This window comes from Rania fehmarnensis, from assembly GCF_056494185.1.
Genome location: NZ_CM151398.1, coordinates 7,389,307 through 7,410,295, shown reverse-complemented (window position 1 = coordinate 7,410,295; position 20,989 = coordinate 7,389,307). Strand labels below are relative to the sequence as shown.

Genomic DNA, 20,989 nt, shown 5'->3' with positions numbered 1-20,989 from the left:
TTGGTCTGTCTGACAGTTTTCGGGCGTCTTCAAGAAGCAGTTGTCGACAGACTCGTGTGCTAGTCTTTCAACTCTTCCGCCGTGATTACGCCATTGCCGTCCGCATCGAGCAGGTCGAACTGTTTGTTCCACCGTTTCGGTACCTCGTCGCGCTCTAGCTGGCCATCTTTGTTGGCGTCCAGTCGCTCGACGATGCCATCGCGTAGCATACGACGTACCAATTCGCGGCGTGCGCCGTGACCGTTCTCAGCCGGTGCGCTACCCTTGGGAACCATAATATCGAAATAACCGATCATCATCTCATCGGTCGTTTGGTCGCCCCAGCGCACCCACGCGTTGGGGTCCGGGTTGTTCAGATTCTTCTCAGAATTATCAAAGGCGGCTTCGCAATAAATCTTGCTGCCAGCGGCTAGCTTCAGCGGCTCCTCAAAGCGATAAGCGGTTTGCCAATTGAAGTCGTAGCGAGGTACATCCAGGATGATTTGCTTGGTGCGATCCGGCGCGATGGCTGTGTAGCGAAATGACTTGCCGCGCAAGTGCATGTGCGGCGCCATCCCGAGCATGGTGCATTCAGGCAACTCTTCCGGCAGCATGGCATCGACTTGATAATTGTTGTCTTTGGGTGGAATGTTCAATCGCAGTTGTACGGCGCTAGTAGTGATGACTTCGCGCTCGATCTCACTGGGATCGGCAAACAGGAAACCAATCTTACTGGCATCGGTTTGGGGAGTACCTACCGGCGTATAGTGGACCTGAAAGACCAATTCGCTGTTGGCGGGGATGCGTTTGGCAGCGCCCTTGGGATACGCCTGTGCGATGGAGCCCGGCACATAGCCGACCAGGAAACCACGCTCGCCGCCCAATTCGCCTCGCGCACCCTTGGGGCGCACGAACACGAGAATATGATGCACAACGCTGTGATTGCCGGGCACGATCTGTGCAGAGCTGATCCACTTCTCTTCAGTAAAACCTGGATCAACCTTGAAGTATTTGTATTTGACTTCGCCGGTGGCCGGTACCTCAAAGGGCTGCTCGTTAATAGCCAGCACCAGGTCTGGCTGCCGTGATAGTTGCCAGCCTTCGATGTAGTGGCGGGGCTCGGGCAAATCAGCCGCATCGCCTTCGGGAGCACCATCAGCAACCCAACGGGCGATCAGTTCGCGCTGAGCTTGAGTTAGCGAGATGTCGTTGGCAAAGTGGCTGTACTCTGGATTGGCATGCCATGGTGGCATGCGCTGCTCGGCCACAACTTCGCCGATCATCTCGGCCCAGCCCGCGACTTCTGCGTAATCGGTCATCGCGAATGGACCGATCTCACCAGCGCGATGGCACTGCACACAGGCGTCGCGAAAGATGGGCGCGATGTCTCGCGAATAAGTGACTTGATTGTCGCTGGCGGAGGTCGCCGGTTTGGGCTTACCAATCAAACATCCCACCGCCGGTTCATGTGTGACCAGGAGAGGTTTATCCGCAATCAGCGACTCGATCGCATCCTTCAAGAACGACTTTTCGGGTTCGGTACGCGTGTAGCCGATGCCATATTGATCATCGACGCGGCCTTGATAACGAACGCTGCGTTGGGCATCGAGCACGAAGACTTCGGGTGTGCGGGTGGCACCCAGTTGCGCGACCACGGTTTGTTGTGGATCGCGTACCATCGGAAATTCGATCTCGAATCGTCGCGCATGGGCAGCCAACTCCGCCAAGCTATCTTGCGGATTGGCATCGATCGCCACAAACGCCACGCCTTGAGCTTCGAACTGCTTAGCCAACTCGGCCAAGCGTTGTGAATAGAGTTTCGCCAGCGGGCATTCGACTCCTAGAAACGCGACGACCATCACTGGTCGATCTTTCCACTGGTCAAGCTGCCAGACCTTGCCGCGATAGTCGGTCAGTCCAAAGTCCGTCAGCCGCTTGCCGGTCTTAGAAAGGCCTTTGTCATCCGCCTGTAAGAGCGAGATGGACTCCAGGCCAGCGAAAATCAGCAGCAGTGCCAGCGCGATATGCTTCAAATTCATGTTGGGTTACCGAATGGAATGTGGCGAATGACTTCTACAGTGTAGACCGTTCAGTTCGAAAGCAGCAAGGTTAAGTGAGCCACAATCGCGAATCGTCCTGCGTATTTGGGAGGCAGCAGATGAACGATTTTAGGCTGCCCCAGCCGTGACATTGTTGTGGCAAAATCATCCTCTTAAGCATCACCCCGGCGACTGGCTCTTGGGTTGGTACTCGTCTGAACATATTGTCTGGGGGTAGCAAAAAAGGGACTGGCTATGAAGATCGCGTGCAAGAAAACTCTGTGGCTGTTGGCCTGCTGCTCGTTAATGATCGGTAATACCGCCTTGGCTCAGTGCCAAGGGCTGTAACATTGGTTCATTGGTCAGCAGAAACTTCGCACTACGTAGTTGGTCGGAAGGAGCTTTGGTTAGCAGGTTCTGTTTTTAAAACGCGGAGACGCAGAGGATCGCAGAGAAGACAGGGTTTTCTCTGCGTACTCCGCGGACTCTGCGTTTCGAAACTCTGGTTAGAGGGTTCAGAGCAGCTGAGGACAGCTGCTCTACGATGGTTAAGAAACTTTTTACTTGCCGCGAGCGGTTGGTGTGTGATATCGTACATGCCCACCCTCCGGCACTGAACAATACTTTTTTCGGTGATGATCAAATCATGAGTCGACGTTCACTTCGCAAATTGTTCGCGGAAAGCCTTGAAAGTCGCCGTCCGTTAGCAGCTGATCTGGCAGCCCTGGATGTGAACAACGACATGTTGATCTCGCCAGTTGACGCGTTGATGGTGATCAACCGGATCAATCAAGCGTCCACTGGTGGTACCGTGGCCGAAGCGGAAGCAGGCATCGATTGCGATACCAACGCCGACGGTGTGGTCAGTCCCCAAGACGTGCTGGGCGTCATCAATGCCATCAACTCAGGGCTCACTGCAGTACCGGCCATCGAGTCGGTAACCGAACAAGTTGCTGTGCCTGACGATGGCACCAGCGACCAACCTATCGATTCAACACCCAGCGACGATGCGCCGACCGACGGCACGCCTGAGAAGCCGGTCGAAGAAACGCCTGTTGATGAGACGCCTGTTGACGACACTCCGGTGGATGAAGGCGATGGCTCGGATGACACTTCCGATGACACCGAGGAGTTTCCTGCTGACGACGATTCGCCCGATTCCGGCGATGACAACTCTGGCGAAGACAACTCTGGCGAAGACAACTCTGGCGATGATACGTCGGAGGATGATCCAGCTGATAACGACGATGGCTGCGAGCACGATCCGGTGGCCGATGGGCAGAGGCTGCGAGAGACGCTCCGCGATGGTCTGCGTGGCGTAATGCGTCATCGAGGTGATCTGCTTGCAAGGCTTGATGCTAACGATGATGGTTCGCTGACCAGCGATGAAGTTCCCGAAGCGGTGTGGGATAAGCTGGTCGCAGCCGATGCCAACCAAGACGGTGGCGTGACTGAGACGGAGCTTAGCGATTATTTGGAAGCTCGACGCCTGGCAGCCATCGAGGAGTTCTTTCATCAGCTCGATCGCGACGATAGCGGTCGGCTGACCTCCGACGACTTGCCGCGACTGGCCTGGCGCTTGGTCTTGCGCGCAGATGCTGATGCCGACGGCCAAGTATCACTGGCCGAGTTTGTGGCGGCTGCGATTCGCCATCTCTGATGGGCAGCGGATCGTTCTGTAGATTTGAAAATTGAGATTTCGAATCTGCAATTGGTAATTCTTCATGCCGATCAAACGTATACAATATCGGCATGAACTTTTTGCATGTGTCACTGTTGGCTGGTCTAGCTGCCATGGCGATTCCAGTCGCCATGCATTTGCTCAGTCGGCGCCAACCTAAAATGGTCGCCTTCCCGGCGCTGCGTTTTGTCAAGCACACGGTTGCCCAGCAACGTGGCAGTTGGCAATTGCGACATTTCCTGCTGCTCTGTTTGCGGGTGACCATGTTCGGCGCGATGGCGTTGGCTCTTGCGCGGCCGCGGGTGCATTCGGCCATGATGACCACGGCCTTGGGTTTGGGCCTGGTCGCATTGGGAGCGATCTTCGCCTCGCTGGTCGCAGTGGTGGCTGTCATCACTCGGCGAGGAGCCGGAGTGTGGTTACCGGCCGGCATCATTGCTGGCTGTCTATGGTTGACTGCGGCCATCTGGACGGGACTATCAATTACGCGCGGACCGGTTGTGCCCAGCAGCGATCAGACGGCGCCGGTGGCCGCAGCCATCATCATCGACAGTGGGCCATCGCTGGATTATCGCGCGGAAAACGACAAGCGGTTCGAGGCAGCCAAGAAAATGGCTACCTGGATCTTGGGCAAGTTACCGCTGGATAGTCGCGTGGGTGTGCTGACCGGCGCACCGATCGGCGCGCTGTCGCTCGATCCAACCACGGCCAAAGGTCAAGTTGATCTGCTGCAACCACAAGCCATGCATATCGATCTGGTGGCTCGGCTGCGCACGGCGATTGATTTAGTGCATGCCAGCGATTTAGAACGCAAAGAAGTTTACGTGTTGACCGATCTAATGAAGCCCGCCTGGTCGGCCGCGGATGCATCGCTGATGGAATTGATGAAAGAGCATCAATCCGAAGTCTTAATCCAAATCATCGACGTCGGCGCGGAGAGTTCGATCAACTGGCGTTTGGGTGACCTGCAGTTGGAATCGCAGAGTGTCCCCAATGGTGGCTCCGCCTCCTGGCAAGTCAATGTGACACGCGAAGTCAAATCTCCGGGTGGACCGGTCACGGTCAAACTAATTCAAGAGCAGAGCGGTGTGCCGCTGATCAGCGATGATACGCTCAAGGTTCCGCCGGCCACGACGGTTGATCAGGCTATCGTCGATCTAAGTCAATCGACCGACGCGGCGGTGACACTGAAGTCGCCAGCCTTGACGCCGGGAACGCACAACTTCCGAATCGAACTATCGACGGCCGATCCGTTGAGCATTGACAATGTGCGCTATAGCACAGTCACTTGTGCGGCCGAAGCACCAACGCTCGTTGTCGCCGACGATGCCGATGCGGCCCGACTGCTAAAGTTGGCTTTGTCACCCGGCGGCAGTGATCCGGCAGTGATCAATAACGCCAATGATTCAGGCCCGCGAGCTGCTCAGATTCGCACGTCTCAAATCGATCAAGCCGAGTTGGATCGTTATGGAGTCGTGTACATCAATGATCCGCCGGCCCTAGCCCCATCGACCGTGGCGGCGTTGGAAACGTATGTTGAGCGGGGTGGTGGATTGTTCCTGGCCTTGGGGCCAGCCCTTGGGAATGTCGATGAACTCAAGCAAGCGGCGGTCGAGAAGTTGTTGCCTGGTCCGCTGGCGCGGGTGGCGAGACGACCACTGGAAGATGATTCGCTCTTTCTGGTGCCTGTATCGACTACGCATCCCTTGTTTCAAGTTTATGAATCGGTGGCTGCCGATGTGCCGTGGAATTTGTTTCCACTCCATCGCATCTGGGAGATCGATGAACTCAAAGCCGGCGCGCAGGTGTTGATTAATACCACCGATCGCGCTCGGGCCGCGATGATCTTGGAAAACCGCGGGGCTGGTCAGATCATGACTCTGCTGACACCCTTGCCATCGGCCACTGGTGATCAAGCCTGGAATGACTTGTTGGCTGGATCTGATCCATGGCCCGCTTATGGTTTAATAGTCGGCGCGGCCCGCATATTGAGCGGCAATACTCAATCGCGTTTCAACTATGCAGCCGGTGAGACGGTTGCCCTGGACAATGATCCTAAACAGTTTCCATTAAACTATGTTTTGTTTGCGCCCAACGGTGCGCGGCGCAATTTGCAAGCCGACAATGGAACGGTGGTGGTCGGTGCGCTTGACCAGGCGGGCACCTATCGATTGCGAGGTTTGCAAGAGAGTCAAACCGTGCGTGGCGTCAGCGTCAACACGCCGGCAGCCGATACGCTGCTGGACCGCATGAGCACTGCCGATCTGGATGCTGTACTGGGTGCCGGTAATTACCGACTGGCCCGCCAGGAAAGCGAAGTGGAAAGCAGCGTGGGCCAGGCCCGCTATGGTCGCGAGTTGTTTCCACTGCTGATGGCCTGCGTTGCCGCTTTGTTTCTGGCCGAGCAAGCCATGTCCAATCGCTTCTACAAAATGCGCTTTGCGCCTGGTGACGCTGTTTCCGCGATACCGCGACGATCCGCGAGGTCTTCAGCATGACGCAGTGGAGCGCCGAACCAGTCTTCGGCTGGATGGCAGTAGTGCCTCTGATCCTTCTGATGCTGGCCAGTTTGTGGTTCACGATGACGGCCGAAGGTCTAAGTTGGCTGGGTCGAGGCTGGTTGGTGCTCCTGCGCTTGTTGGCCATCGTGCTATTAATGCTCGGCTGGTTGCGGCCAGGCATTGTCAGCTCGGTTCAGCGCGATAGCGACTCGGCGATTGGTGTGGCCATCGATGCCTCGCAGAGCATGACCATGCCCAGCGGCTATGGTGAACAGAATCGTTGGACGATGGCTGAGAAGGTATGGCAAAACATTCAGCGTGAGTCTCAGCGCGGATTCGGCAAGACGCGCTTTGTGCCTTATATGTTTGACTACAGTTTGCGAGCTGTTCCGCCCGGTGCAGACAAGGACGCTAGCGCCGCGGTTTCTAAGTTGTTTCAATCGCCACCCAGTGGACGCGTGACCGATCTGGGTACGGCCCTGGCAGATCTTCAAAAGCAGCAAGTTGATCCACCGCTGAGGGCTGCGATCTTGATAACTGATGGCACGCAAACGTTAGTACCTGCGCCCACCGACGCCACGCTGATGGCTCGGCAAATGGAGCAACTCGATCAACCGCTGATTGTGGTTGGCCTGGGACCACGCTCGGACAAGAGTCAATTGCGTGACCTGGCCATCAGTGGTGTGCCCGAGCACGTCACGGCTTTTGAAAAGAACAAGGTCAGTGTGCCGGCAGTGGTGCAAGCCCGCGGCATGCAAAACTTGCCCATCAAAGTGGCGATGAAGTTGAAAGCGGCCGGCAAGCCTGACATTGTGCTCAAGCCTATCGAAGTGCTCGCCAGTGGGCCTGATCAAACTCTGCCCATGAACATTCCGGTCGAAGCTCCTGAAGCTGGCGAATACTTACTGGAGCTGAAGGCCACGGTTGATGCCAACGAACTGATCACCGCGAACAACTCGACCTTTTCGTTCGTGACCGTTCGCGCTGGAGGCTCACGCATTCTGTACATGGAAGGTCAGCCTCGCCACGAGCAAACGTATTTGAGGCGTTCGATAAGTTCACTGGATTTTCAAGTCGACTATACTTGGCTGGCTGAAAGTGATCGCTCGAGGTGGCCGCTGGATCTAACCAGCAAGTACAACCTTTCGAGCTACGACGCGTTTATTCTGGGGGATGTCGATGCGCGAGCCTTGGTCAATCCCAACGTAGCCCGTACCAAGGCGACGATGACGGAGATTCGCAAACGCGTTGAAGGTGGTGCTGGCCTGCTGATCTTGGGTGGATTTCACAGTTACGACGCAGGTGGATATGCAGGCACGCCCTTGGCAGATCTATTTCCCGTGGCGCTCACGCCCGGCAAGCCGCAAGAGTTTGGCGATGTCTCGATCGATCAGTCCTATCACTTGACCGGTCCGCAAAAGATGATCCCCAAGCGACCGCACCCGATCACTCAGCTAGCCCCCGAGCCTGAGAATACTCAAGTCATCTGGAAATCGCTTAAACCGCTACAGTATGCCAATCGGTTGGGCAAGCTCAAGTTGGGTAGTGGTGCCCTGGAGATCGTGGCCAGTCCTGAAGGTGCTCCGCTGTTGGTGACTGGCGAATTCGGCCGCGGTCGAGTGTTGGCCTTTGCCGGTGATTCTACGTGGCAGTGGTGGCTGCAGGGGCAACAGCTGCGGCATAAACAGTTTTGGCGTCAGGCCATGTTGTGGCTGCTGGGGCGAGATTCACTGCAAGAAGGTTTTCGATTGTCGCTCGACCGGCGACGCCTGCAGCGCGGTGATGAAGAAACAGTGGGCATTGAATGGGTTGGCGGTAGCGAAAACAAAGCGATGCCCGCACAGATCAATCTTGAACTGCTGCGCGAAGGTCGCGTGCTGGGTAACTTGGAAAGTCAAGCGCTAGGTGACGGGCGTCGTCAAGTGCGACTGAAGGAATTGAACGAACCCGGACTGTATCGTCTGGCATTAAAAGCCACCGACAGTGCTGGGAAAGAATATGCCGCTGACGTGGCCTTCATTGTCAGCGAGGAATCTCGCGAGCTGAATACACCGGCCGCCGATTGGCAGATGATGCAGAACCTGGCTGCCGCATGTGAGAAAGCTGGCGGTCGCTTGATCACGCCGGATGAGATCGGCGATGCCATGCAGTGGTTGCGCGATCGGCAAGCCAAGTCGCGCGTGACTACGCTCGAAAAACGGCGTTTAGGCGATGGCCTGTGGGATTCGTGGTTGTTTCTAGTGCTATTCTGCGGCGTGCTCTCAGCTGAATGGGCCACGCGCAAACGTTGGCAATTGCCTTAGTGCTTATTAGCGATGCCTCAGCGCTCCGGTTTTAATTCGCTGGCAGTTGGTAGATGGCATAGGTCCCATCGATGATCTGCATGCCTCGCGCTTCGGGGTAAACCAGTTTCAGCAGCGGTGGTTGTTTTTGAATGCGCCGGTCGACGATGATGTAGTCGAACTTGTAACGTCGGTGCAATGACAAGATTTGTTTGTCGGTCCAACCCAAGGGCTGCAACTCTTTATCGCGCGGCGGAGCGATACGCCCGATACGATCGTACCACTCCAGCAGCGAAGTAGCATCTTGAGGTACATCCTTGAACGTCGCCACTTCCGCGCGCTCCGCATACCACTTGAAAGTCTGCTGAGCGCGAGGGGTCAAGAATAGCGCGTCGGGCGGGGTGTTTTCGCGCACCCAGTTACACAGGGCCATCCATTCATAAGCGACCTCCGGGCCAGAAGCCAGTGTCGAACTATCACTCATCAGCAGCGTGCGGTCGGCCGGTGCCAGGTTGTTGCTCAACAAATCACTGACTCGGTTCCACGTGACTGCCAGCAGAGCCAGGGCGCAGGCTGTACTGAGCACCAGTCCGCTAACACGCATGCTCCTTGATGAAGGCCTCGATGCAGAGCTTGGCCAACTCTGCCAGGCCAGACCCAATAACCAGGCCGTGGAGACCCACGCCAGCGGTACCATGATGTCGGACCAACGGAACCAATAAAACCGCAGCAGGCTGGCGGCGATATCTGGTCGCACTTGCACCCCAACCAAGTCGATCACCAAGCCGATCGCGCTGACGGCCACGGACAACCAAGCCAGCAGAGTCAGACGCCACAGGGCTGTCAGGCAGGCTGTCGGGTGGCGACGGATCGTCCAGTGCAGGGCCGCCGAAGTGCAGGCAAATAGCAGCAGCGTAGAGGCGCCGGCAATGTGTTGACGAGCCCAAAACAGATGCGGCGTTTGATGGTGTGACAATCGATAGAAAGCATGGATCTGGGCGACCACAATTTCGCCCTGGCGATTGGGCCCGCTGATCATGCTCACCGCTGGTAAGAGTCCAACCAGCGCCAAGAATCCTGCCAAGATCATGGCGGGTAGTTGCTTTGGCAGTTGTGCCAGCAGGGGAGCTGTCCCTTTACCCAACCAAACCCAGGCGACCAGCAGCGTCAGACCGGCCCACCCGCCTACCAGCGGATGGAAAGCGACGGCCAGGCCGCAAAAAATCCAGACACGCCGCCACGAGTTAGCCAGCATGCCGTCAATGGCCAAAACGACCAAGGGATAGGCAATCGACTTGGCTTCGAAACCACCGATAGCCCACTCGCCGGCCCAATTGCCCACTCGCGTGGCCAAAATCCAGCCGGCCAAGACGCAAGCAGATTGGGTAATGGGTAGGGAAAGTCGATAGGCACAACGTGCCCAGGCCAGGCTCATCAGCGACCAACAACCTAGGCGACCAAGCCAAGCCACGCCCGTCAATGGTAGCCAAGTCGACATCCACCCAGCCAACTGTGCAAAGAGCCAGTGAGCGTTGCCGGAGGCCAGGAAAATATCGCCGGGCGCGAAGCTCTGGTCCCAGGCATGTTTGGCCTTGGGTAAGTAGTGGGACTCGTTAATGCTGGGCGGCAATTCGGCACTGAGGAGCCAGATGACCAACAGGTTCAGGCCGGCGGCGGCCCCGAGTTGGTGGAGAGTCAAATTTTGGGCGACCGGAGCAGCCTCCACATCGCAATTAGGGACAGCTTGGCTCATGTCAAATTAGCCGTGGGGAGGAGCCTGGTGAACGGCAAAGGGGCAAAAGAGAATTCACGCGGCCAGATTCTCCAAACGGCGTCCGAGAGCCCAAACCGGCACAACCTGCAAAAAGTCTGCCAAAAAATCTCCATTTCACGCCGCAATTTCTTGACTGCAGCGACGTTGTACGTAGAGTGAAGGTAGCACGCCATGAAAAGTAAACTGGTGTAAAGACCGTTACCGCTTCACATGTTGTACGCCGAGACGCCTTGATTTGAACACCGCGAGCGGTGACCAGAAGGATTCGGCAGCTATTTTGCCAGAGGGCTATTTTGCCAAAGGAAGGGTCCGATGTTAGTCCTATCACGTAAGAAGAACGAAAGCATTGTCATCAATAACGACATCACAATCGTTGTGGTGGAAATTCGTGGTGACAAGGTGCGATTGGGCGTTGAAGCTCCTCGAGAAGTTCCCGTCCATCGTCGCGAAGTATATGACGCGATTCAGCGAAGCCAGCGTACTGATGACGCTGCCGGTGCTTCGCAGGATTAGAACATAGCGCGACCGCTTTCGCAACTACTTTATCTTCCGCCGCGCTATTTTGTTCTGTCTGCTGAACTAGCGTTTGACGGTCGCCATTGTCGTAGCCGAGTATCGCAATCTCTTGCGCGCGGCCTGAAGGTGCTCGCCGCTATGGCGTCGAGTTCCAAGCGGTTGACTTGCATCCATGTAGCCGAAGTCGCCAGACTTTGGATGCGCTATCTTCGTAGCCGAAGTCGCCAGACTTTTTGATGCCTCGTCTTCGTAGCCAAGGCGCCAGACTTTGGATGCGCCGCGCTTCGGTCGTGGCCAACCCTCCTGGAGTCACTCAAAGCGCCCTCGCAATCGAGTAGCCGCTAGTTCTGGGGGCAAAGGGTTGATAAAGCAATCGCTTCCCCATTCGAAGCCAGCTACTCGGGTCAAGCGAGGAAAGAGTTCCAGCCGCCAATGGAAGGCGGGTGAATCATGCTTGCCTTGCGGAGCTGTGTGCAGCACATAGTTGTAGGCAGCTTGCGGATAACAGATCTCGACCGACCGCAAAATGCGCTGTACCAGCCAGGCCAGTTGTTCCAAGCTCTCGTCGCTGGTCGTCTCAAAGGTGCTCTCATGGTCGCGTGGTAAAACGGTCACTAGCGATGGCAAGCGACTAGCGAAGGGACAAAACGCGACAAAGTCACTCGTTTGTGCAACGATACGCACGTTTTCTTCGAGTTCATCCCGCAACATGCTGCAGAATAAACATCGTCCTTGCGTGCGCTGAAACAACTCCATCCGCTCGACATTGCGACGAACGTCTGTAGGCAGCATGTTGGTGGCGATCAACTGGCTGTGGGTGTGCACCAGCGATGCGCCTGCGTCTTGTCCCACATTCTTGAAGACGACCGCATAGGCAATATCCAGGCATTGACTCCAGTATCGCAACCGATCGCGGTATGCTCGAAAGATCAATGTGGCCGTGCAGCGATCCAGTTGAGTCAGTGAGCATAGGTGTAGCGGGCTTTCGATGATAACTTCATGCGCGCCGCTAACATGTCGCGCATGGAAGAGATCGATGGCCGGGTTGGATGATGCGTGGTTTTCGCTGGGGCTCTGATCAACAGTGGCGACTGACTGTACCTCGCCTGCTGTTTGTTCTTTTTCCACGCCCTGCCAACGTGGACTATCGGGCATCGAGGTCAGTGGATTGCCTTCCAGCAAAGCACTGACGCCCTGCACGGCTACCGCGGGGAACTTCAACGAACGGACGCCATTGACTGCCGGGAATTTGTTGGGCACCACCCGCACCAACCAAGGCTCGGTCGTCGAGCTTTTGGCGTCGTGGCCCTTGGTATCTTGATGGGCGATCTTGGAGTAGACAGCCAAGGGAGGCGGAGTTTGATTCTCGTGACCACGGCAGAATGGACAAGAGGCCTGAGTTGGGTCTTCCTGAAAGGGCGTTGAGGAGGGCTCCATAAAGCGCGCAAAATCATCGGGGCGATCAGTGCGTTGAGGCGCGATGATCACCCAGCGATCCGACAACCAATCGTGTCGAAGTTCGCTGGTCGATGGTTCGGTATTGCGCTGCCGATTACTCATCCCTTGCTCCGCTTCTGCGCCACCGTTTGCTCATACAGCTGCGAATACTGCAAGGCACTTCGTTGCCACGACCAGTCTTGTCGCATACCGCATTCTACCAGTTTGGACCAGATGCCTGGCTCAGTGCGACAAACATCCACGGCTCGCCCGAGTGTATGCTCTAACGCCTCCAAACGGTAGCCTTCAAAAGCAAAGCCGGTAGCAATTCCCTGGCCAAGCGTCTCACGATCGGCATGAACCACAGTGTCTGCCAGACCTCCCGTGGCATGTACAACCGGCACGGTTCCGTATCGCAAGCTATAAAGCTGATTTAAACCACAGGGCTCATATCTGCTCGGCATTAAGAAGATATCGCTGGCCGCTTCAATCAAGTGCGCCACTGGTTCCGAAAACTTTAGCTCAATGGCCACTCGGCCCCGGTAGTGGGCAGCCAATCGCCCCAACTCCTGCTCGATCGGCTCCTCGCCCGTGCCCAAGATGGCCCACTGCACCGGTCGCTCCGCTTGCAACCAGCGATGCATCAGCGGCAGGATCAGATCCCAGCCCTTCTGCGAAGCCAGTCGGGACACTATTCCGATCAGCACTGTATCGGTATCGGCCAGCCCCAATTGACTTCGCAATTGTTGCTTGCAGATGCGCTTGCCTAATCGCCAGCTGCCGACGTCATAGGTCTGCGGCAAAAGGCGATCGGTCGCAGGATTCCACACCGTGTAGTCGACGCCATTGACGATCCCCACCAAACTTGGCCCGCGATCGCGGAGGACGCCATCCAGTGCGCATCCGTGTTCGGGAGTGCGAATCTCGTTGGCATAAGTTGGACTGACCGTCGTCACGACATCGCTGAAGACCAGTCCTGTTTTGAGGAAGCAAAGATCACCATAAAACTCCATCTGTTGCCAGTTGAAGTATTGCCAGTCCAAGCCGGTATGCACCATGTCATAGTGCCAATACCGCCCCTGGTAAGCCAGGTTGTGCACAGTCATGATCGATGCGGCGGATTTTGCCCAGCTATATCCACCGCTACCGGTGGCCACGTACGCTGGAATCAACCCGGTCTGCCAATCGTGACAGTGCACGATATCGGGCCGCATATCCATTTGTTCGATAGCATGCACCACGGCGCGATTAAAGAATGCAAACCGTTCGCAATTATCGCGATAATCGCCTTGCGCATCGCCATAGAGCGCATCGCGGTCGTAGTACTGAGGTTGATCAATCAAATACAGATCGACATTGGATCCGGGCAACTTCGACTTCAGAATGCGACAGGCCACGTGACGACCGGCCATCGGTATGGCGAAACCAACGTTGGTAACTTCCAGTGGCAAACCGGCCGCCAGTGCTCGGCGATAGCCTGGCAAAAACAGGGAACACTTGTGTCCCAGGTTTGCCAATTCGCGCGGCAGTACACCACACACGTCAGCCAGGCCACCGGTCTTGGCCAGCGGCACAGCTTCCGAAGCGACGAAGATGACTTCCAGTGGCGACGCAGGGGTTGGCTGAGTCAAAGTGTGTCCTAACGCAGTCGATGATGTAATTCAAGCAATTTGATCACAAAGGCTTCGGGCGAAATGGGATTCGATGGTCAGCTAATGCTAGCAACAATTTGACTTGTCTTTCCCACAAGATTCAAGCTGGCGCGGGAATTGGGGAAAAGTTTGGGGGAAAGGTCGACCACTATCTGAACTCCTCGATTGTTGCCCTTGGTGGAGTCGGGGCAGTCGGACTATAATCGAAAGCTGCCTTATCACCACAATCAAAATCCACGCCCGAAGTCGATTGAGATACGCTGATGTCAGTTTCTACTATTCGTCCTCGAGTGGCCGAGTTGACCTTTCAGGTCTTCGGTCGTTCGTTACATCCCGAGCTTTTTCAGGTCTACAAATCGGCTCAGATCACGCGTAGCAATTTCTCTGCCAAAGTGGATATCACCAGCGATGGACATTTGATTACCTGGTCTTCTGGCACCGTTACCTTGACGGAAGTGGCTGCCTCGGCCAGACAATTACTTCCCCAGCGACGGCGCCTGGCGGCGCACAGCTTGGATGGCACGCTCAAGGAACGCATCGAGTATCACTTGGGCGTCCAATATCGCTACGAATATGCGCTCGAAAGGGTTCCCGCAGAAATGTTCTGGATGATCCAGAACCAATTGGGCGAAGCGGCGAAGAATCATGAATTGATTCAAGTCTTCGAAAATTCCGGTCGCATGGCCATTGGTGGCCTGAGCTTCGTGCACGTCGAAACGCGTCAACGCAGTTTGCTGGTGCAAGCCATCCATACTTTTCCGGATGATCTGGCTCTGGTAAAGACAGAGTCGTCTTTTGCTCTCGGGACTGAGCCCCAGCTTTCGTAAAAATGTTCCGGTTGTGCCGACGATGCGCAGCTTGAAGGCTATCTGCAAGCAACCGTGAACCAAGTGGGGATTTTGCGCGCTAAAATTCCAATGCTTGGTCGATGAAAGTAATACGGTTGTAAAGGTAGGACATTCAACCGTCTGGCTGCCTACGTGACCTTTTTAGCCAGCGGCGACGACATTCATCAAGGAAGATACTGCTCTCCCCCTCGGGGCAATCCCGACGGCTTTCGCGCTGCGAAAGCCGAACATGACTGATTGGCTCGCGTAAATCGCGGCCAGTCAATAATCTATTCCAGACGAAGCGTATCCTCAGCAACGGAAGACCCGTGGTGCCTCGTAAAAACATTCCCCATCTGCGGTTGCATCGAGCCGATCAAGATCAGTCTGTCAGCTCGAGCAAACAGAACCCGACCGCACAATTGCTGCACAACTTTGCCGAAGCTACTGGTTGGGAAGTTGCGCCCGTGGCTGGCTCGCAGCCAACGGATCTATCAGAGGCCTTTGGCTGGGAAGCAGATCAACTGGCTACCCGCGTGCGCTTGGTCAGCAACACGCCGCTGGATGGCCTGCTGGATGAAAGCGACTTCTTCGAGCAGACCATGACATCGGAGGATGCAGCCTGGGGATTGCTGCAGTCGCTCAACGAGATGGTATTCAAGTTGAAACAATGTGAAGACGCCATCGCGCGTCAAGAGGCTGAGTTGGCCGCTGGCCTAAGCGTTACGCTCACCGATCAGCCGAGCGAAGAGTCGCTCTACACAACCATGGAAGAGGCGCTGGAAAGAGCCGTCATGGCTTCCGGCAGCGACGCCGCGGCCGTGTATTTGCTGGACGATACCACGAGTACGCTGAAAATGCGCAGTTGCTATGGTATCTCCAAGAACAACCTGGCCAAGCCGCCCAGATCATTGCGTGGGGCGCTGGCGGACCTGGAAGCCCTGCTGGGCAATGCTGTGCTGCTGGAAAATATTTCAGTGGCCCCCGACTGGAATTGCCCTGAAAAGTTTGCCGCGGGCCTGTGTGTACCCATTGGCTCTTCGAACATGCCCCACGGAACATTGTGGCTGTGGAGCGATCACGTGCGCGATTTCTCGCATGTGGATATCGAAGCGGCCAAAGGCGCAGCTGATAAAATCCTGGCCGACATCGAACGTCGAGTGCTCAGTAGCGAAGTACTGCGCGTACGTGGTGCCGCTCAGCAACTCGAAGCAGCCAGCCTGATTCAGTCCTCATTGTTGCCCGACTCGCAACCGCTACATCATGATTACGACGTCGGTGGCTTTACGCATCATGCGCATTCAGTTGGCTCGACGTTCCACGACTGGAGCGTTAACGCTCAAGAGCAAATCATTGGCGCCATCGGTGCGGCTCAGTGCCAAGGCGCGGCGGGCGCTCTGATTGCCGCTCGTTTGCAGACAATCGTTGACTTGCACGAAAACTCCAAGCGTACTCCCAGTGAAATCGTGCGCCGCGCCAACGATATGATCTGGAAGTTGCAGGACGCCGACTGGCGCAGTTCGCTCGGTATCTTTTCCATCGAACCGGCCTGCGGAACGACCACCATTGCCTGTGGCGGCCACATTCAAGCGTTCCTGATTGGCGCTCGAGGTTATCGTCCGCTGATGGTCAGCGGACCTCTCTTGGGGTTGCAGCCCGATTCCATGTATCGTCAATTATCGATGCATCTGGAGCCCGGTGACATCCTGGCGCTGCTGCCAGCTTCGCTGCTGGCCGGGGCAGAATTGGGAGGTCTCAATCAGGACACGTTCTTGCAAACGATCAAAGATCGTTACGACGAACCTTTGGCGGAACTCGCCGCTGAACTCTCGCAGAGTCTGCCGCTTGGTCCAACCCGACAAGTTCAGGCCGACCAAAGTCTGCTGCTGATTCGTCGTAAGTTCTGACCCGTAGCCGATCTCGCCAGAGATTGGATGAGTCTTGTAAGGTGCGTCCAAAGTCTGGCGACATCGGCTACGAGGAGTGACCCGTAGCCGATCTCGCCAGAGATTGGATGAGTCTTGCTGCGTGCGTCCAAAGTCTGGCGACTTCGGCTACGAGGAGTAGCCCAGGGCGCATTAAGGCTGGAACCCAATGCCGCAGGCGAGTAGAATAGCAGGGCATGGGAACAAGACTTGGTAGAGCGGCCGTAGAGCGATTGCGGGGCAAAGAGATTATCTTGCCCAGTTTGCTGCAATGCGACTTTGGCAACTTAGAGCGTGAAATCCGCACGCTTGAAGCGGCTGGGGTACACGCTCTGCATCTGGATGTAATGGACGGGCACTTTGTGCCAAATTTGACCTACGGCATGCCGATTGTCGCCGCAGTTCGTCGTTTGACCGACTTGCCGCTCGACGTCCATTTGATGATTTCTCAACCCCAGAAGTACGTAGCTCAGTTCATTGAAGCGGGTGCCGACATCGTCACCGTCCACGCCGAAGTGGCTGAGAACATTCGAGTTACGCTCGATGCCATACGTTCAGGGGGGGCTGGCGTAGGTCTGGCGCTGAATCCGGCGACTGACATAAATGTTGTCGAAGCGCTCTTGCCTCTATGCGACTTGGTGTTGATCATGAGCGTTAACGCGGGCTTCGGCGGCCAGGCGTTCAATCCGGTGGCTCTGGAAAAGTTGTCCTGGCTAAAGGCCAACTGTTCCCCGGATGTTTTGCTAGAGGTCGACGGTGGAGTCAACCTGTCGACAATTCGAAAGTGTGGAGAAGCTGGGGCGCGACTGTTCGTGGTAGGTTCGGCCATCTTTGGCCAGAGCGATTACCGCGCAGCGATCGACCAGTTAGGCGACCAACTGCGAATCTAGCTCCTTCGCTGCTTTTAAAGGACTGTATGTTAAACGTGTTACTTGTCCGTCCCGGGTCGACGACCTTTGATGAAGAGGGACGGATTAAAGGGGAACTGGACATTCCATTGAGCCCCTTAGGTCAGCAGCAAAGTGTGGCTGCGAGTGAACAACTCAAAGAGATGCCTGTTGAATGCCTCTATGTCGCCCCGTGCGAATCGGCACAATCGACCGGCAAGATTCTGTCAAAGTATTGCGGATGGAAATCACGCACCATTGAGTGCTTTCGCAATGTCAATCATGGTCTATGGCAAGGCAAGTTGGTCGACGAAGTTCGTCGCTTGCAACCTCGACTGTACAAACAGTTCCAAGACAACCCGGTTGGTATCTGCCCGCCCGATGGCGAGATGCTCGGATCGGCAGTAGCCCGCGTGGAGACGGTGCTAGACAAACTAGTGCGCAAGCATCGCAATGGCACCATCGGTATGGTGATCCCCGAGCCGTTGGCTTCGGTGGTTCGCTGCCATCTGTTGGGTTGCGATTTCAGCGACGTCTGGACGCATCAACTCGATGCCGGTACTTGGGAATTAATCGCGCTGCATCAACGGGATGCAGTTGGGGTGTGAAAGTTAAGGCTTAAGGCTAGAGACTTAAGGCTGATCCATTCGATGTCCGTCCTTCAACAAATACAGACTGATCTGACGCCCCGGGCTTTGACTGCGGAACAAAAGCGTGGTGTTCCCGATGGCCTGTGGATCAAGTGTCCAGGATGCGACAAGACAATCTACCGCAAAGAAGCGGAGCGTCGGCAAAACGTCTGCCCCAGTTGCCAATACCACTTCTACGTATCGGCTCAACAGCGCGTAGCGCAAGTGCTGGACGATGGCACCTTTGAAGAGTGGGACGCTCAACTGCGTTCCACCGACCCGCTCGAGTTCAAAGACAAGAAACGTTACAGCGAGCGCTTGGTCGATGAGCAACTGCGAACTGGTTTGAATGATGCGGCTCTCACGGGCACAGGCATGATTCGCGCTCGTCGCGTAGCTCTTGGAGTGACCGACTCGGCCTTTATCATGGGCAGCATGGGCTCGGTCGTCGGCGAACGCCTGGTGCGGCTGGTTGAACGAGCCACTGCACAAGATCTGCCGCTGATCATTATTAGTGCTTCGGGTGGCGGAGCTCGCATGCACGAAGGCATCTTATCTCTGATGCAAATGGCCAAAGTTTCTGCGGCCTTGGCCAAGTACCATCATCGCGGCGGTCTGTATATTTCGGTACTGACCAATCCGACAATGGGTGGCGTGGCTGCCAGTTTTGCCTCGCTGGGTGACCTGGTGTTTGCCGAACCCAAAGCGCTGATCGGTTTTGCTGGCCCGCGCACGATCAAAGCCACCATCAAGATCGAACTGCCGCCAGGTTTCCAGACCAGCGAATTTCTGCTGGAGCATGGTTACATCGATCGGATCGTCGATCGCACTCGGCTGAAAAGCGAAATCGCCCGCGCGATCGACTACTGCGGTAAGTAGCCGGTCGCAGCCCCAGTGGCAGAGCGGTAGTTTGTACAAATGCCTTCCCTTGCAGTCGCATGCCCGGACTTGCCAAACGAAGTACAATAGAACAGATCTCTTCTGATCGGGTCGAGTCTTCTAGTTGGCGATTGTGCTGCGATGGGTTTGTTTGACAAGCTAAAAGGCATGATGGGTGGCGGTGGCGTTCGTCGCCGTGTTTCCGATATCGATGCTCGTTTTGAGCGTCTGAAGTCGGCTGTCAGCGGCACCATGAGCAATTTCATCGTGGCTCGTGACCGTGAAAACGATCAGATCGTGGGCGTGAAGCTATGCGACATCGAAAAGGTCAACTTCTTCGAGAGTCGCTTCAAAGGAATGAATAAACCCACCGAAGGTGAAATCGCTACCTCGATGCATCACAAGTACGTGGTGCAAACGATCGAATACGGAGTGAGTACCAAGGGCGCTCCGTACCTGGTCATGGAATTTGTGGACGGCCCCGGACTGCAAACCTTGATCCACAACCAAGAAGCCGAACTGCTCAAGGGCAAGCGGTTGATGCTGATGAACCAGATGGCCGAAGCTTTGCACTATGTGCATACCTCAGGCTATATTCACCGCGATATTTGCCCGCGCAACTTCATTTGCCAGGCTGACATCAACTTGATCAAGTTGATCGACTTCGGTTTAACCGTGCCGGCCACCAAAGAGTTTATGGCTCCAGGCAATCGCACTGGTACGCCGCTATACATGGCCCCGGAAGTCGTTCGGCGCCGTTCTACCGATCAACGCGTCGACATCTTTTCCTTCGGCGTAACTTGTTACCAACTGTTTACCTTCACGCATCCGTGGCCGGGCAGTGAAACCAGCGGCCTGGCGGCTCTCAATCACGATACTGCCAATGCCACTGACATTTTCACGTATCGCCCCGATCTCAACAAACAGCTCGCTGGACTGATCATGCAATCGATCAAGGCCAAGCCGGAAGAACGCGTGCCGTCGATGGAGCAATTCTTGCGTGTGCTCAAGCAGATCCCTGGTGAAACCGAGAATTAAATCGTAAACTCGGTGTCAAAGCCACGCATTGTCTCCTTTCGCTCCGCGAAAGGCTACGTGTTTCTTGCGCAGCCAAACAATACTCAGTTTGCTATGCGCTCAGCGTGAACGACACAGTAACCCATATCAGAAGGACCTATCTTGACGCAAACCCTGGAGAAGCAAACCAAGGAATGGTATGACTACCCTGAATACTACGATCTGTTTTTTCAAGAAGAAACGCCCCGCGAAATCAAGTTTCTCAAACAAGCGTTCCAGCGCTTTGGCGAAGGTCCAATCAAGCGCATCATCGAACCGGCGTGTGGTTCTGGACGGCTGGTCTTTGAACTGGCCAAGTTAGGCTACGATGTGGCCGGCTTTGACTTGAACGAAAATGCGCTCGAGTTTCTTAAAAAACGTCTGGCTAAAAAAGAGCTGAAGGCCAAAGTCTACAAAGACAACATGGTCGGCTTTGCAGTCGATAAACCGTATGACGTGGCCTTAAACACTTTCAATACTTTTCGTCACCTGCTGACCGACGAGGATGCTGTGGGGCATCTGAAGGCGGTCTCCCGTGCACTGCGACCGGGTGGATTGTTCTTCTTGGGCTTGCATATCATGCCTCCGGATGCTGACGATCATTGCATCGAACGCTGGAAGGGCAAGACTGGCCGCACGCAAGTCAGTTTCACTCTGCGGGTGGTCGAATGGAAACGCCGCCAACGGCACGAGACGTTGCGCGTCAATATGCTGATTCGCAAGGGTGAACAAAAGCCAATTCGTGTTCAGAATGAAATGGTTCTGCGATCCTATACGCTGCCCCAACTGCGCAAAGTTTTGGCTCAGGTGCCCGAATTTCAATTGGTGGAGTCGTTCGACTTCTGGATGGAAATCGACGAACCGATCAAACTTAGCCGCGATTCCTGCGATAGTTTGCTGGTCCTGCGCAAAGTCGGCAGCTAAA

The 20,989-nt window shown here is 55.6% G+C and carries 15 protein-coding genes; 11 read left to right on the top strand and 4 right to left on the bottom strand.

Annotation, left to right across the window (positions count from 1 at the left end):
• Nucleotides 1–59: 59 nt before the first annotated feature.
• Entirely contained in the window at nucleotides 60–2,018 is a 1,959-nt protein-coding gene (locus SH573x_RS25205; RefSeq protein WP_479350814.1) for a redoxin domain-containing protein, read from the bottom strand.
• Nucleotides 2,019–2,664: 646 nt separating this feature from the next.
• Between SH573x_RS25205 and SH573x_RS25200 the strand changes: the two genes are divergently transcribed.
• From SH573x_RS25200 to SH573x_RS25190, 3 genes are all read left to right on the top strand, one after another.
• The gene (locus SH573x_RS25200; RefSeq protein ID WP_479350813.1) at nucleotides 2,665–3,678 is read left to right on the top strand and encodes a dockerin type I domain-containing protein; all 1,014 of its coding nucleotides are present in this window, start codon (nucleotides 2,665–2,667) and stop codon (nucleotides 3,676–3,678) included.
• Nucleotides 3,679–3,770: 92 nt separating this feature from the next.
• Nucleotides 3,771–6,197: a BatA domain-containing protein gene (locus SH573x_RS25195; protein ID WP_479350812.1), complete on the top strand. Its 2,427-nt coding sequence runs from the start codon at nucleotides 3,771–3,773 to the stop codon at nucleotides 6,195–6,197.
• Nucleotides 6,194–8,503: a glutamine amidotransferase gene (locus SH573x_RS25190; RefSeq protein WP_479350811.1), complete on the top strand. Its 2,310-nt coding sequence runs from the start codon at nucleotides 6,194–6,196 to the stop codon at nucleotides 8,501–8,503. The genes SH573x_RS25195 and SH573x_RS25190 overlap by 4 nt, the downstream gene beginning before the upstream one ends.
• Before the next feature lie 31 nt (nucleotides 8,504–8,534).
• Here the strand turns inward: SH573x_RS25190 and SH573x_RS25185 are convergent, their stop codons facing one another.
• Nucleotides 8,535–10,235 (bottom strand): DUF6798 domain-containing protein, encoded by a 1,701-nt coding sequence (locus SH573x_RS25185; RefSeq protein WP_479350810.1) that lies wholly within the window; start codon nucleotides 10,233–10,235, stop codon nucleotides 8,535–8,537.
• Nucleotides 10,236–10,568: 333 nt separating this feature from the next.
• Here SH573x_RS25185 and csrA point away from each other — a divergent pair, with 333 nt between their 5' ends.
• Complete coding sequence (csrA, locus tag SH573x_RS25180) at nucleotides 10,569–10,769, top strand: carbon storage regulator CsrA (protein ID WP_479350809.1); 201 nt, start codon at nucleotides 10,569–10,571, stop codon at nucleotides 10,767–10,769.
• A gap of 312 nt (nucleotides 10,770–11,081) precedes the next feature.
• On the opposite strand, the gene SH573x_RS25175 is transcribed toward csrA, so the two are convergent.
• Both SH573x_RS25175 and glgA read right to left on the bottom strand, forming a co-directional pair.
• A complete protein-coding gene (locus tag SH573x_RS25175) occupies nucleotides 11,082–12,332 on the bottom strand; it encodes a galactose-1-phosphate uridylyltransferase (RefSeq protein WP_479350808.1) in 1,251 nt (416 codons plus the stop codon).
• Nucleotides 12,329–13,840 carry a glycogen synthase GlgA gene (gene glgA / locus SH573x_RS25170; protein WP_479350807.1) on the bottom strand — a complete coding sequence of 504 codons (1,512 nt, stop codon included), beginning with the start codon at nucleotides 13,838–13,840 and terminating at the stop codon, nucleotides 12,329–12,331. The genes SH573x_RS25175 and glgA overlap by 4 nt, the downstream gene beginning before the upstream one ends.
• 284 nt (nucleotides 13,841–14,124) lie before the next feature.
• Between glgA and SH573x_RS25165 the strand changes: the two genes are divergently transcribed.
• The 7 genes from SH573x_RS25165 to SH573x_RS25135 all read left to right on the top strand — a co-directional run bounded on the left by SH573x_RS25165 (nucleotide 14,125) and on the right by SH573x_RS25135 (nucleotide 20,988).
• Nucleotides 14,125–14,688, top strand: a complete 564-nt coding sequence (locus SH573x_RS25165) for a DUF2617 family protein (protein WP_479350806.1) — start codon at nucleotides 14,125–14,127, stop codon at nucleotides 14,686–14,688.
• A 332-nt stretch (nucleotides 14,689–15,020) separates the two neighbouring features.
• Nucleotides 15,021–16,595 carry a GAF domain-containing SpoIIE family protein phosphatase gene (locus SH573x_RS25160; protein WP_479350805.1) on the top strand — a complete coding sequence of 525 codons (1,575 nt, stop codon included), beginning with the start codon at nucleotides 15,021–15,023 and terminating at the stop codon, nucleotides 16,593–16,595.
• 215 nt (nucleotides 16,596–16,810) lie between these two features.
• Complete coding sequence (gene rpe, locus SH573x_RS25155; RefSeq protein WP_479350804.1) at nucleotides 16,811–17,503, top strand: ribulose-phosphate 3-epimerase; 693 nt, start codon at nucleotides 16,811–16,813, stop codon at nucleotides 17,501–17,503.
• A 26-nt stretch (nucleotides 17,504–17,529) separates the two neighbouring features.
• Nucleotides 17,530–18,108 (top strand): histidine phosphatase family protein, encoded by a 579-nt coding sequence (locus tag SH573x_RS25150; RefSeq protein WP_479350803.1) that lies wholly within the window; start codon nucleotides 17,530–17,532, stop codon nucleotides 18,106–18,108.
• Between the two features lie 42 nt (nucleotides 18,109–18,150).
• Nucleotides 18,151–19,008: an acetyl-CoA carboxylase, carboxyltransferase subunit beta gene (gene accD / locus SH573x_RS25145; RefSeq protein ID WP_479350802.1), complete on the top strand. Its 858-nt coding sequence runs from the start codon at nucleotides 18,151–18,153 to the stop codon at nucleotides 19,006–19,008.
• 141 nt (nucleotides 19,009–19,149) lie between these two features.
• Complete coding sequence (locus SH573x_RS25140) at nucleotides 19,150–20,046, top strand: serine/threonine protein kinase (protein ID WP_479350801.1); 897 nt, start codon at nucleotides 19,150–19,152, stop codon at nucleotides 20,044–20,046.
• A gap of 141 nt (nucleotides 20,047–20,187) precedes the next feature.
• Complete coding sequence (locus tag SH573x_RS25135; RefSeq protein ID WP_479350800.1) at nucleotides 20,188–20,988, top strand: class I SAM-dependent DNA methyltransferase; 801 nt, start codon at nucleotides 20,188–20,190, stop codon at nucleotides 20,986–20,988.
• Nucleotide 20,989: the final 1 nt, after the last annotated feature.